14 protein-coding genes are annotated in these 12621 nt (G+C 44.9%); 4 read left to right on the top strand and 10 right to left on the bottom strand.

The window, feature by feature from the left end; all coding sequences use genetic code 11:
• Entirely contained in the window at positions 1–2244 is a 2244-nt protein-coding gene (locus tag ON006_RS04270) for a response regulator (RefSeq protein WP_244824668.1), read from the top strand.
• A gap of 22 nt (positions 2245–2266) precedes the next feature.
• On the opposite strand, the gene ON006_RS04265 is transcribed toward ON006_RS04270, so the two are convergent.
• Both ON006_RS04265 and ON006_RS04260 read right to left on the bottom strand, forming a co-directional pair.
• Positions 2267–3859: a L,D-transpeptidase family protein gene (locus ON006_RS04265; RefSeq protein WP_244824667.1), complete on the bottom strand. Its 1593-nt coding sequence runs from the start codon at positions 3857–3859 to the stop codon at positions 2267–2269.
• Between the two features lie 296 nt (positions 3860–4155).
• The gene (locus ON006_RS04260) at positions 4156–4734 is read right to left on the bottom strand and encodes a nucleotidyl transferase AbiEii/AbiGii toxin family protein (RefSeq protein ID WP_244824666.1); all 579 of its coding nucleotides are present in this window, start codon (positions 4732–4734) and stop codon (positions 4156–4158) included.
• 307 nt (positions 4735–5041) lie between these two features.
• Here ON006_RS04260 and ON006_RS04255 point away from each other — a divergent pair, with 307 nt between their 5' ends.
• A complete protein-coding gene (locus ON006_RS04255) occupies positions 5042–5221 on the top strand; it encodes a hypothetical protein (RefSeq protein ID WP_244824665.1) in 180 nt (59 codons plus the stop codon).
• Positions 5222–6126: 905 nt separating this feature from the next.
• On the opposite strand, the gene ON006_RS04250 is transcribed toward ON006_RS04255, so the two are convergent.
• The 4 genes from ON006_RS04250 to ON006_RS04235 form a co-directional block, all read right to left on the bottom strand.
• Positions 6127–6396 (bottom strand): hypothetical protein, encoded by a 270-nt coding sequence (locus tag ON006_RS04250; RefSeq protein WP_244824664.1) that lies wholly within the window; start codon positions 6394–6396, stop codon positions 6127–6129.
• Positions 6397–6445: 49 nt separating this feature from the next.
• On the bottom strand, positions 6446–6871 hold the full coding sequence (locus ON006_RS04245; RefSeq protein ID WP_244824663.1) for a hypothetical protein: 426 nt from the start codon (positions 6869–6871) through the stop codon (positions 6446–6448).
• A 265-nt stretch (positions 6872–7136) separates the two neighbouring features.
• Entirely contained in the window at positions 7137–7370 is a 234-nt protein-coding gene (locus tag ON006_RS04240) for a hypothetical protein (RefSeq protein ID WP_244824662.1), read from the bottom strand.
• Between the two features lie 25 nt (positions 7371–7395).
• Positions 7396–7929 (bottom strand): GNAT family N-acetyltransferase, encoded by a 534-nt coding sequence (locus tag ON006_RS04235; RefSeq protein ID WP_244824661.1) that lies wholly within the window; start codon positions 7927–7929, stop codon positions 7396–7398.
• Positions 7930–8058: 129 nt separating this feature from the next.
• Between ON006_RS04235 and ON006_RS04230 the strand changes: the two genes are divergently transcribed.
• A complete protein-coding gene (locus ON006_RS04230) occupies positions 8059–8916 on the top strand; it encodes a LysR family transcriptional regulator (RefSeq protein WP_244824660.1) in 858 nt (285 codons plus the stop codon).
• A gap of 55 nt (positions 8917–8971) precedes the next feature.
• Here ON006_RS04230 and ON006_RS04225 read toward each other — a convergent pair whose 3' ends face one another.
• From ON006_RS04225 to ON006_RS04210, 4 genes are all read right to left on the bottom strand, one after another.
• A complete protein-coding gene (locus ON006_RS04225) occupies positions 8972–9163 on the bottom strand; it encodes a hypothetical protein (protein WP_244824659.1) in 192 nt (63 codons plus the stop codon).
• 555 nt (positions 9164–9718) lie between these two features.
• Positions 9719–10624, bottom strand: a complete 906-nt coding sequence (locus ON006_RS04220; RefSeq protein ID WP_244824658.1) for a prohibitin family protein — start codon at positions 10622–10624, stop codon at positions 9719–9721.
• 436 nt (positions 10625–11060) lie between these two features.
• Positions 11061–11348: an NAD(P)-binding domain-containing protein gene (locus ON006_RS04215; RefSeq protein WP_244824657.1), complete on the bottom strand. Its 288-nt coding sequence runs from the start codon at positions 11346–11348 to the stop codon at positions 11061–11063.
• A 31-nt stretch (positions 11349–11379) separates the two neighbouring features.
• Positions 11380–12144 carry an SDR family NAD(P)-dependent oxidoreductase gene (locus ON006_RS04210; RefSeq protein WP_244824656.1) on the bottom strand — a complete coding sequence of 255 codons (765 nt, stop codon included), beginning with the start codon at positions 12142–12144 and terminating at the stop codon, positions 11380–11382.
• Positions 12145–12252: 108 nt separating this feature from the next.
• Between ON006_RS04210 and ON006_RS04205 the strand changes: the two genes are divergently transcribed.
• Positions 12253–12585 carry a winged helix-turn-helix transcriptional regulator gene (locus tag ON006_RS04205; protein WP_244824655.1) on the top strand — a complete coding sequence of 111 codons (333 nt, stop codon included), beginning with the start codon at positions 12253–12255 and terminating at the stop codon, positions 12583–12585.
• Positions 12586–12621: the final 36 nt, after the last annotated feature.

The following is a 12621-nucleotide window of genomic DNA, read 5'->3' as shown; positions in this document are numbered from 1 at the left end:
ATGAATCAAGAAAGTACTTTACCCGATAGGCCTGTGGACAGCTTTCAGTTAGAGCTCAAGGAGCGATCTGACCGCTTGATGAATATCTTTGTCATAGGCTATTTTTTGATCGGTCTGCTGCTGGCTGTTTTCTATGATACCTGGCTGATCGCGCTCGGTGTCGGCGGGATTTTACTGGTTGCTTATTACTCGGTCAAACTGGCCCTACCCCATTCTGATTTGTACCAATATGTGCTCAGCGTTATTCTGGGCATTTTTATGGCCCAATTTATCTATCAGATGCATGGCATGTTTGAAATGCACTTTTTTGCGTTTATTGGCAGCGCCGTACTGATTACCTATCAGAAATGGAAGTTGCAAATCCCCATGATGATCATCGTGCTGATTCATCATGCCGTCTTTGGGTACCTGCAAAATACAGGCGTGCCCGGTGTTTATTTTACCCAGCTACAATACTTTGACCTGCTGACCTTTACCATCCACATCCTGCTGGCCGCTGCGATCTTTTTCATTTGTGGCCTTTGGGCCTATATGCTCAACAAATACTATGAGCTTCACATTAGCCAGGCCGTGCAAATGGCTGGTCTTCAAAAAGAAGCGCAGCTCTCTCAGGTACGCAAACAAAATGAGGAAATCCAAAGAAACGTCAATGCGCACCTGCGTGCTACCAATGCGGAGCTGGTCAAATCACGCCAGGAAGCCGATAAGGCCAACCAGGCCAAAAGCGTTTTTCTGGCCACGATGAGCCACGAAATCCGCACACCGATGAACGGCGTAATCGGCATGGCCGCTTTGCTGGCCGAAACCCAGCTCAGCGAGGAGCAGCGCATGTTCACCGAAACCATTGCCACCTGCGGGGATACGCTCATCAATGTGATCAATGACATTCTCGATTTTTCAAAGATTGAATCCGGGAACCTGGAACTTGAAAATGAAGACTTTAACCTTCGTCACAGCATCGAGGATGTCTTGGACATATTTGGCGGTAAAGCCGCCAAACTGGGCCTGGACCTGGTCTATCAGATCGAAGAGCGCGTGCCCGAGCAGATCGTGGGGGACCAGCTGCGACTGCGGCAGATTTTGATTAACCTGGTAGGCAATGCGATGAAATTTACTACCCAGGGCGAGGTATGCGTGTCGGTGAGTTTGAAAGAGCAAACCGCAGATGAAAAGCTCAGCCTGCGGTTTGACGTACGCGATACCGGAATAGGGATTTCAGCCGATCAAATGAACCGGCTTTTCAAAGCATTTTCACAGGTAGACTCATCAACTACCCGAAAATATGGCGGCACAGGCCTGGGACTGGCCATTTCCGAAAAATTGGTGCAGCTCATGGGCGGACAAATCAGCGTGACCAGCGAGATAGACCGCGGCTCGACGTTTTCCTTCACATTGAAAGCCAGCAAGGGAAGCAAAATTTTACCCAAACAGCTCGATCATGATATCGATGAGCATCGCGGAAAAAGGATCCTGCTCGTCGACGACAACGCTACCAACCTGGCGATTTTGCAACGACAGATGGAAAACTGGAAGCTGGTACCTATGATGGCCTCCTCGGGCTCAGAGGCGATGGAGATCTTGTTTGATGAGCCAAAAATTGATATGGTCATCACTGACATGCAGATGCCCGAAATGGATGGTATTGCCTTCGCCATCAATGTGCAGCGTTACGCGCCCCAGATACCTATCATCTTGCTAAGCTCGGTTGGCGAGGACATCCAGGATCAGCATCGGCAGCTTTTCACCTCCATACTGACCAAGCCGATCCGGCAGCATGTGCTCAGCGGCCACATTATGAACGCTTTGCAGACCAAATTGCTTACTAAAACCGAAGCTACCGTAACCAACAAGCTTTCCACTGATTTCTCCAAAAATTACCCCTTCCAATTACTGGTAGCCGAAGACAACCAAATTAACCAGCACGTGATCGTCCGTATCCTGCAAAAGCTCGGATACGAGCCCGACCTGGTTAGCGACGGGCAGGAAGCTGTCGAGTTTGCCAATCAGAAAAATTACGGCTTAATTCTAATGGATATGCAGATGCCGGTCATGGACGGACTACAAGCAACGCGGGTGATACGCAAAACGGTCGTTGAGCAGCCGGTCATCGTTGCCCTGACGGCCAATGCCATGGAGGGTATCCAACAACAATGTTTTGATGCCGGAATGGATGACTACATCAGCAAACCCATTAAGCTCGAAGAGCTCATGGCCGTGATCCGGAAATGGAGCATTAAGGTTTAGTTGTACTATTAAACTGGCGATTTTACTTAGCGGCTGCAAAGAGCCTTTCAGCCATTTTTTGATCGTGACCGTAAATATCCCTGCGAAAATTGAGCTTTCCGGTATGATCCACCCAGGCTGTAAAATAGCCGATGAAAACCGGTATCTCATTCTGACCGCGCAGCCTGACATATTGCTCTTTGCCGCTGTTCATCGCAGCCGCTATTTTTGAGCTGGTCCAGGTTGAGTCTTTACGCAGCAGAAATTCGGCCAGCTTCTTAGGCTCAGACAAACGTATGCAGCCGTGGCTGAAAGCGCGCTGAGACTCTCCAAAAAGGCTTTTGGAGGGCGTATCATGGAGATAAATGTTATAGCTATTAGGAAAAAGAAACTTGACCAATCCCAGCGAGTTGGACTTGCCTGGCTTCTGCCGGACGCTGTTACCATTCCATTCCATATGGTGTTTGGCCAGGTAATTCCTATTGCGTTTGATACCCGGTAAAATTTCGTTTTTCAGAATGCTCGGCGGCACATTCCAATAAGGACTGAAAACAATCTGGTTTAATTTCCCGGCAAAGATCACCGTGTTGTGCGCCTGAGAGCCCACCACGACATTCATGTCAAAGGCCAGCTGCCCTTTTTCATACATGTGCAGCCTAAATTCAGGAATATTAACCAGGATGTAGTCCGTGGGGGGCTCAGCCGGCACCCAGCGGATACGCTCCATGTTGATGAGCATCTGGCGTATCCTTTCACTGACAGGCACGTTGAGCTCGGTAAAAAACGAAGGCCCAATCTCCCCTGACGCTTTCAATCCCATGCGGGCCTGAAAGGATTTTACCCCTTCAAAAAGCGTCGAGTCAAACGTATCTGTCGAGTCTTGCGGGTCCATATCTTTGAGTAACGCGAGCCTTCTTTTGATTTCGGCAACGACCGGGGCGCTATCTCCTATTTTAAGCTTTTTAACTGGTGTCAGCTCCGTCCAGTCCAGGTTTTCCAGCGGATAATAAAACCGTAGCTGCTCTTTGAGCAGGTTGTACTGACGGTTGACCGGTTCGTAAGAGGCCACACGCTCTCCTTTATTTTTCAAAAGAGAATCCAGGAAATCTTCGGGATTGATCTTTTTGCGGGGGATAAACCAATCCAGCTCCCGGATGTTAATGTTGCCATCTCCGGAGTAGGCTTTCTGCGTGTACCTGAAAAAGTGTTCGGTCAGAGCCAGCTCTGTATTGATCACCAGCGAGTCGGTAGGTATGATCCGCCGACGGAGCATCAACGTATCGATGCGGCGCAGAAGCATGGGGTCATACAGTGAGCTGTCGGCTGAATCATGGATATAATCATCTTGCAGGCTCAGAAAAGTATGCACGAAATCGGCCATACCATCAGGGAAAAACCAAGCCAGCTGGTAGTTACGGCGGTTATAAAAGCTCTGCATTTTATTGACCAGGCTGTCCTGCATGGCATGTGTGCCGACAAAGTGGTCCAGCGCAGCCGTGTCGATAAAAAGCTCGGTGAAAGAATTCTCCATCTTAATTGTTGTGTCTCTCACGGCAATCTCGGTCTGTTGCTTCTCTTTGTTTTTACAAGAAGCGAGCAATCCACAAAAAACAACAAATGCCAATACTACCCTCATAAAGCCAGATTTTCTAGATATCCATGCCGGTGAATGTAGGATCTTTCTTCTTTAAATTCCATATAAACTGAAAATTAAAGTCAGTTCCCTGATGATGATGATTAATAGCTTTTCATGTCAGACCTGTCAACCCAATAACTATTTGCTTCCATGACGTAAATAAAGAAGTTATATCCTCCTTGTTCTGCTGGTCATACCTTCGCTATAGTCTTTTCAGTTCATGGCCTTTATTCCTGTACCAGGAAAATGCCAAAAAACATTCTTCTATTCACAACATATGCAGGATCCTGCACACGTCATTTCGCATTTTCAAACCTTAGTTGGTAATCCCATTTTAGCGCTACGAGTCTCTTCTTTACTTCCGCCAAGGATTCCAGAAGATGTTCGAATTTCGGTGGTTTTTCTTCATAAATCATTTCTTCTAACATTTTCTTATAGCCCGCTGCCCAAGTGTCTATGATTTCTTTTGGTGGCGTTGGATTAAGCGTTTTGGGATTGTGGAGATTATAGTCTACTCCACTCACCTTGGAAAAAGCGAACCTGTGCGATACAATAATCTGATACAGCTCATGATCATTTAACGCATTCTTTGCGGCTTCAGTTTTGATAAGTGATGTAGTCATACAAATGGCGACTCGGTCGGTCCACTTTAATTTTTCTACTGGACGGCGAAACTCTTCATGGAGTAAAAATAGTTTTTCTAAGAAGGTTCGCTCTGCAAACACTGTCGGTATCGTGATCAACGGTCCAGCAAACTCTCTTTCCAGGTATTGTTTGTCGACAAGAGAGGCTTGTAGACAAACGTAAATGAACGTAGCAACACCGATCCGATCGATGGGGAGCTTTGGACCACCTGGTGGCTTGGATCTCCTCATTGCGTTTAGGTGCGTGATGAAAATATATCCCTTCGCCGCAACACATGCAATTACAATTTTTAGGAAGTTTACAATTTTTGATTATTAATGATTTGATTATCAATTTTTTAACAAATATATATTTTCGAAAAGTTTGCAAAAATTCCGTAATTTTGAGGAATTTTTTTTATAAAAAGTACCGGTTCATCTACTTTTTATCTTGGTGAAACAGTATGACAATTTATCTATTGCACGACAATTTTCATTGCGGTTTTGCACCATATCGGTATATTTCAATGTTCTATAACCAAGGAAAATCGTTACCGCTATGGAAAAGGTAAGGAAATACAGCAGTTTCGAGGATATGAAAGACACCGCGACCAGTGGAACGGTTAGGGATGCTGTACTCGCGGATCGTCACAAACGGTTTGAAAGCTTTATGGACTTCCTGCGCGGCGACAATCCTCCTGAGAAATCGCACCCAAAGGCTGCAAAGCAACCAGTATAGGTATTGCACATGCTTGATTTCAATTCCCTTCCACGAATTATAACATCACTGAACGATCACAAGGTCGAGTACATGATCGTTGGCGGCTTTGCTGTGTCGTATTACGGATACGTCCGTGTGTCCATGGCCAGGAATACCAATCGGCCGGCCGATAAAGCTGACCTTGATATCTGATATAATCCGACGTACGAAAACTACTTCAATCTGCTGAATGCCCCGGAAGCCGTGCCGGTCGACGTTGCAAGACTGAAAGCGGAACAGGACCCGAATCCGAAAGTCGTTTCTGAAATTCGACCTTGCGGATTGCACACTGGATCTGAACCCGGCCATCCGGGCAGCGATCCGTTTCCGGGATGCTTACAACAGGCGCACCGCCTTTAAACGCAATGGAATGGAGGATCGCCTTCATCGGCCTTGAAGACCTGATCGACGATAAAGAGATGATGGGTCGTCCGAAGGATATTATCGACATCCTGGAACTGAGGAAGTTGTATCCGAGCATTTAATAGCCGAGAAACTTTATCGATTTTCACTCTGTCTTTTAACAGCAGTTCCCAAATCATGGTATCGATCACCTTTATACATGATAATAAATAGCGCATATCACGCTTTTTTCACGATTCTAAATGTTTTGTCCTTGTCCTGAATGAGGAAATATTCATGTCTACCCTTAGTCCCAATCGACAATAAGCTAGATTTGATCACTCCGGGAATATTGGTGCGGCCTCATGCAATCAACTCTGACTCGACTAGCTTAGCATCTGAGGATTTAGGCATTATTTGCAAATCCACAGGGACTTTCTCGGTTGGAATTTTTATTGAATAGGCATATTCTGTTTCACCAAACTGACTGATAGTCTGACTGTTAACTAAGCAATCAAAGTGACTTTTAAATCGACTTTCACTCATGCCAAATTTAAACCCGAGAAAAATTTCCTTAACTGAACCGTTTTTAGCCTGATCGGTGGTTCGTAATGCCGATTGGCTTCTTTCGCATCTGGCGTAAAGACATTAGGTACATAAGCTCGACTATCCCCTCTGGAAAATTCAACAGACTCAACGCCGCAGTAGCCTTTATATACTTCATTATCGACCCGTGGGTCTTCTAATTCGGAAGAACAAGCGAATGCACAAGAAACGAAAAGTAACAGTAAATTAAATAATAAGTTTTTCATGATAATATAACAATTTGTTAACGATACTTCTATCGACAGATAAATCCAATTAGTCTATTGAAATTTCTTTAATATTTTTTGTTTCGACATCAGGGGCTAATTGCAGATACAGCACCCCGCGGTCTTCGATGATCCTCCCTTGCTCCATGATCTGTCTGTATGCAGGCGCGTTTTGGTATTGATCCACGATTTTTTGCCGCTCCTGATAGAGCTGGCCAACTCGTATCAGAACAAAATACAAGACCAATAAGTCAATGCCGGTAATAGAATAAGGCAGGCTTACACCTAATCCGTAGAAGAGTGCCTGAATGCGGTCCTGAAACTGCAAAGGTTGTTTTAAGTTTTTCAGCCCGGATGCAGCCCGGTCGATGGCCATAATGGATTGCTGGACGCGCGTTTCCAGATTTTGAAAATGCTCATCGGTCTCCGATAAAAACAGCGCTGACCAATCATCGATCTGCTGGCCGTACCTCATCTCATATTTGTCCCTGGTCTGCGTAAGACGGGTTGGCCGGCCGGACAAATGGGATCATTTCCCACTTTGAGTCCTCTGTTTCATCCGATGCCCAAAGCTGGAAACTGGCAAGCAGGAGAATTCTCCAACATCAAGGACAATCCCCTTACACAAGCCAAACGTTTTGAACCCCTTACAGCACGTTACATCAAGCTAACCTCGCTTCAAAATACACACTCAGATCAAGAGGTTGGTTACGGAGAGATTGATATTATAACTCAAAGATTTAGGAACCTTTCTCAGAAGATACCGGGGCCGTATAAATTCGGAATATTCCATAGGAATGAATTACGACAGCTATGCTGCACCCAACGACCAAAGGCGGGGCATCCAGCAAAACTGCGTAACCGATATATATTGCATTAGCAATTAATGAGAGCACCCGCAGGTACAGGAGATTGGACATTGACATTGAAACCAGGTTCAAGGTCAATGCCACGTAACCAATCATGTGTGTCATGTTTTAGGTTTTAAAAACGGTGTCTTTAAAGGCTAATTTCCAAGAGAATGCCATACAGATTCCGGTTTTGAATGGGAAGTTCGGCCGAGTCAGAGGTTTGATAATGGCCAACGGGAATAAACCCGTAGGAGTTGTAGTAGTCAATAATCTTGGCGTTGTCTGCCCAGGTGTCTAACCGTACGAATTTCAATCCTCGTTGCAATGCATCCTGCTTTGCCCACTCTAATACCTTTGCAAATTGTTTCTGTCCTTTGAATGCCAGATCAATTACAATTCTGTGCAGGTAAATAGCGTCATTGTTTTCTTTCTCGCCCCAAAGCAAAGGGTCACTATACTGCACGTTGAAGATGCAGCTGATTTGACCATTGACCGTGATTTTGTAATGAAGTTGTTTTTCTATATCCTCTCTTAACGCATCCCAATCAATGGATTCCCAGACGCGGTAACTGCTTTTTCCTTGATGCTCAATTACTCCATCAAAAAGTTGGACAATTCTATCCCAATCTTCCAGCGAAGTATTACTAATTTGTATTTCAGCACTTTGCTCTGATGTTATCATTACTAATGATTCTAATATGCCAGCCATGTGTAATCGTTTAATACAGCACAAATTTAGCACATCCATTAATGTGTAAAAATGTTATTTTTGCAACTATTAATGCAACAAACGCATTAATAGCTTAAATCTATGACGATACAGCAAATAGCATACTTCATTGCCCTTGCAAAACAGCTTCATTACTGGAATACATCCTATCAGCTTAATATTACCCAGTCCACCCTGACCAGACAAATCCAGGCGCTGGAAAGTGAATTGCAGATAGCACTATTCAAAAGGACAAAGCGTAGAGTCGAACTGACAGAGGCGGGTAAGTTTCTGTTTGATCAATGGGAGCCGCTGCTGAACCAAATACACGCTACCACCGCCTATGCCCGCAAGATTCAAAGCGGCATTGTTGGTACGATTGCCATAACCCATCCCGGATCGATTGGCTATAAGTTGCTGCCTGATATTCTGAGCAAAATATCAGACCATTACCCAATGGTCAAGGTTGAGATCATCCAGCTGAAATATAATCAGGAAGTTGAATTCTTGACCAGCTTCAAACTAGACATGGCATTTAGCAGATATGAGCATCCGACTGAATTTCTTGAATCCAAGCTGGTGCAGACTGAAAACTTTGCTTTTGCCGTTCCGCAGGAACATCCGATCAAGACAATAGATGGTATAAGCTCAGAATCCCTCCAAAATGAAAGGTTTATATTACCCTCGTTAGAGCCAGGCTACAGTTACCCGAACCTAATTGGCAAAGTGCTAAGCCACTATCAAATCAAGCCGGATGTATATTATCAATCGGATTTCGTTTCGACCGTACTGGGGCTTGTGGCTCGCGGTTTGGGGATTTCTATTGTTTCGATCAGTGTTGCCGATTCCGCCGCAGTAGGCGTGCGGTTCATTGAAATTCCATTTCAGATTCCGCTCTATCTGTACTGGCGAAAAAATGATGAAAATCCGCTCATAAACAATATTGTTGGGCTTATTTAAATGATACAACCAGTCTTATGAAAAGCTTTACATAAGACTGGAAGAAAAAGTTTTTTTAGATAGTCTCCACCAAGCAATTGAGGTGATAGCAGCTGTAAGTTCCTTTTATATCAAAATGCAATAGACGGGTTTCCGGTGCGACCATACAGATCTCGGTATCGCTGTAAATGGATTGTAAATCCAGAGTTTCTCTGAGCTTCCTGTAAAAATTATCCTCCGGGATCCGCTCGCATAGCTGGAAATTCATGAAAAGCGTTTCAGAGTATTTTTTTTCCTTACATTCCTGAAGATGCAAAAATCCAAGCGGTTATGGAAAGGACTTCGGCTACTTTTCACTGAGTTGTGCAACGGCCACCTCCGTATTTTCAACCTGGGAGTATCCCAATAACGGAATGATGTTTCGTTTTAATAACTCTGCAAAGGCTTCGCTCTAGCAAGACCAATCAGGCAATGAACGAAAGTTCATCTAGGAGTATGGTTCCGGTGTCTTGTTGAGTTTCAGCCGAGTGGCCGGTGCGATTGAACATTGCAGTTCGTATGGTAGTGTATTTTTTGGAGACACCTTACAGTGAGCTTTCAATTCTAAATTTCTGACAAAATGGACAATCTGCCTAAAAATCCCAAAGTTGTTGAAATGGTGTTGGTTCACCCGAATGCAGCTCCCTTTTTCAGATTAGAATGCGAATTTATCCGCTTTCTGGTATAATCCATTGCTGATAAGGGAAGTAGTCCAATTCAGATACACCAGTCAACATGCGGCCTACACTTTCAAGCGTTTTCCTTTAACATTGATAGGTTTACGCTATTTATCACTAACGATCAAAGGCACACTGCCTTTTGCTCCCATGACGATCACCTTGGCATTAGGCGAAGCGGCCAGTTCCTTTTGCGCTTTGATACTCTCGTATTGCAATTGCCGGTCCGTTAAGCTGAGGGCGATAATGGTTTGGTAGTCGGCGATACCTTTGGCCTCTACACGCTTCCTCTCGGCTTCCTGCCTTTCTTTTTGGAGGACAAATTCCATTTTTTGTGCTTCCTGCTCGGCGTTTATTTTGGATTCAATGGTTTTTTTGACCGATTCAGGAAGATTGATATTGCGGATCAGCAGTTGCTCCAGGATAAGCCCCCTGCTTTTGAAGTCCTTATCAATGGTCTGGTATATTCTGTTTTGGAATTCGTCGCGTCTTTTGGAATAAAGGGCAACAGCATCATAATAAACGGCATTGTCGCGGATGCGGGTGCGGGTGACCGGGCGCACGATTTTGTCTTTATAGTCCAGACCAATCCCCTTGAAAATAGCAGGCGCTTTCTCAGGCATAATCCTGTAAAGAACCGTCAGGTCGATGACCACTTCCAGCCCATCGGCAGAAAGGACCCGTATCGCATCATCGCCTTTCTGCTCACCTTCGCTGGTGACAGCCGACATTGTATAGTTTTGAGTTTTGGTATCGAACACTGCCACTTCGGCCAGTGGGTTTACAACGCTCAGCCCATTTTCAAGAATGTCTGCACTGACCTTACCGAATACAGATTGCACCCCAATCGTACCTGCATCAATCTGCCGGATGCTTGCTGTGACAAGCCCCAGAACGGTTATGGCCAGACCGGCAATTTTGAGCATAAACGAATAGCGGGAGATCGGATAGGAAGCTTTGGCGGTAAAAAAACCGGTCAGCAGCATCAAGACGCCTATTGTTAAAATGAACATGACTTTTGAATGGTTAATTGGACTCTGCGATTATGCGCTACAAAGGCATGCCACTTTTTTACAGGACTTTAACGCATTCAATATTATATGTTTAGCAGAGCAAATGCAAGTTTTGACCGGATCCGCCACTATCATTTTGATAGGATCAATTATCAAAATGATAGTGGGCCCAAAGTTATTTCAAACAACAAAAAGTCCCCGCTTGGTTGGCAACAAGCAGGGACTGGAAAGGATGTACACTTTTGAAACAATTATATTAATATGCTCTCGGTCAGCTCACCGTCAACCCGTAATGCCGAGGCATGCTCAACAGGAAAGAATTATTAATTGCTGTTTGAGCGGGCAAAGTCAGTGTACCACCGGCCTGGCCCCATTCAATTAAACGCTGGTTTGCATTTGTCAATGGCCAAAATCGCATTGAAATCGGCGATACGATTCATCCATCAAACTTGATCAGGTCCTTAAAGATCAATTGACCCCAGCTTTTTCCACGCGCCTGCACCAGCAGCCCGCCTTCGGAAAGTCCGCCCAGTCTGATGGGTGCAAAACCGAGATTTTCCGCCAGCACACCAATCTCTGCTGCCGCGCTATCATCGTCACTCGCCAGAAACACGACCCTTCTGCCGCCATGCACGGCCGGATCCTGATCAAGAATGGCAGCGCCCAAATGGTTGAAGCCCTTCACTGGCAGTTTTTCAGGGGCCGCGCCATAGGCACTGGTCACATCGACGATGATTTTCCCCTGCCGGGACCAATTATTTGGACAAATAACTCAACCCCCCATCCACGAGAAGTTCAGCACCAAGCATAAAGGAAGAATCATCAGAAGCCAAAAAAACCGCTGTTTTGCCAATGTCAGATGGCTGCCCGATTCTGCCAATAGGCATGAGATCAGCCCAGTATTTTTTTACAGTTTCAAGCGCTTCGAGGGGAACAAACCTGTCAAATACTGGTGTATCGGTTGTACCGGGTGATATGACATTTACTCTGATTTTTCTATGTAAAAGGTCGTTTGAAAATCCTTTTGCAAAATGGATCACAGCGGCTTTTGCAGCGCCGTAAAGCGTAAAAGACGCATATGCCCGATGCGCTGCGTTTGAACCGATCAGAATAATGGAACCACCATCATTCATGTAGGGCAATGCTTTATGAACGGTGAAGTAGACGCTTTTCAGATTTAAATCCATTGTCCTGTCATAGTCGGCCTCGCCAATATCTGCCACCGTACCAAATGTTGCCCCTGTAACGGCGCCGCCTGCGTTGGCTACGATTACGTCTATTTTTCCAAACTTTTCAGATGTTTCTTTAAAGACTCTTTCCAGGTCGGCAAGATTGGTTACATCTGCGTTGATGGCCATAAAATTGTCTCCAAGCTTAGCCACCGAACCATCCAAAGTTTGCTGAGATCTGCCTACAATCGTTCCGACAGCACCTTCATTCTTGAATTCCTGGGCAATGCCAAACCCAATGCCACTATTACCGCCTGTAATAACGGCTACTTTGTTTTTTAGTTTACTCATTTTCAGCTTATTTATAAATTTCTTTGGCAAAGGAACTACCAATAGTTTATTTTTGAAACTATCAATAGTCTATTCTGGTTACCAACAGGTAACTACAAATTTTGAAACATGAGAGACGACAGATTTTGCAATTCGAACTGCCCCTTTACGAGAGCTATCGGCACGATTGGCAATAAATGGAAGCCGATCATTATCAATGTGATAGGCACCCGCACCATGCGTTTTGGACAGTTAGATGCCATCGTGCCGCACATCTCAAGGAAAGTACTGACCGAACAGCTCAAAGAGCTCGAAGAAGATGGATTGTTGGAACGATTGGCCTATAAGGAAATTCCGCCAAGGGTAGAATATAAGTTGTCTGAAAAAGGCCTGGCTTTTTTGCCAATCCTAGAAAACATCAAAGAATGGAATTTGAAATATGAGGTTGTTACCATGCCCTGAGAGGCTGATTACAAGAGCGCTTTTTTAGCAAAAGAC

The sequence above is a fragment of the Dyadobacter pollutisoli genome, from assembly GCF_026625565.1.
Classification (GTDB): domain Bacteria; phylum Bacteroidota; class Bacteroidia; order Cytophagales; family Spirosomataceae; genus Dyadobacter; species Dyadobacter pollutisoli.
Note: the sequence above shows the minus strand (reverse complement) of the source record. Positions and strands in the feature narration are given on the sequence as shown.

Coding starts and splice junctions, on each gene's coding strand:
- ON006_RS04260 (WP_244824666.1), bottom strand. CDS start 4,734: ATGAGGAGATCCAAGCCACCAGGTGGTCCAAAGCTCCCCATCGATCGG.
- ON006_RS04230 (WP_244824660.1), top strand. CDS start 8,059: ATGACGATACAGCAAATAGCATACTTCATTGCCCTTGCAAAACAGCTT.
- ON006_RS04225 (WP_244824659.1), bottom strand. CDS start 9,163: ATGAATTTCCAGCTATGCGAGCGGATCCCGGAGGATAATTTTTACAGG.
- ON006_RS04235 (WP_244824661.1), bottom strand. CDS start 7,929: ATGATAACATCAGAGCAAAGTGCTGAAATACAAATTAGTAATACTTCG.
- ON006_RS04240 (WP_244824662.1), bottom strand. CDS start 7,370: ATGACACACATGATTGGTTACGTGGCATTGACCTTGAACCTGGTTTCA.
- ON006_RS04250 (WP_244824664.1), bottom strand. CDS start 6,396: ATGAAAAACTTATTATTTAATTTACTGTTACTTTTCGTTTCTTGTGCA.
- ON006_RS04220 (WP_244824658.1), bottom strand. CDS start 10,624: ATGTTCATTTTAACAATAGGCGTCTTGATGCTGCTGACCGGTTTTTTT.
- ON006_RS04205 (WP_244824655.1), top strand. CDS start 12,253: ATGAGAGACGACAGATTTTGCAATTCGAACTGCCCCTTTACGAGAGCT.
- ON006_RS04270 (WP_244824668.1), top strand. CDS start 1: ATGAATCAAGAAAGTACTTTACCCGATAGGCCTGTGGACAGCTTTCAG.
- ON006_RS04210 (WP_244824656.1), bottom strand. CDS start 12,144: ATGAGTAAACTAAAAAACAAAGTAGCCGTTATTACAGGCGGTAATAGT.
- ON006_RS04255 (WP_244824665.1), top strand. CDS start 5,042: ATGGAAAAGGTAAGGAAATACAGCAGTTTCGAGGATATGAAAGACACC.
- ON006_RS04265 (WP_244824667.1), bottom strand. CDS start 3,859: ATGAGGGTAGTATTGGCATTTGTTGTTTTTTGTGGATTGCTCGCTTCT.
- ON006_RS04245 (WP_244824663.1), bottom strand. CDS start 6,871: ATGAGGTACGGCCAGCAGATCGATGATTGGTCAGCGCTGTTTTTATCG.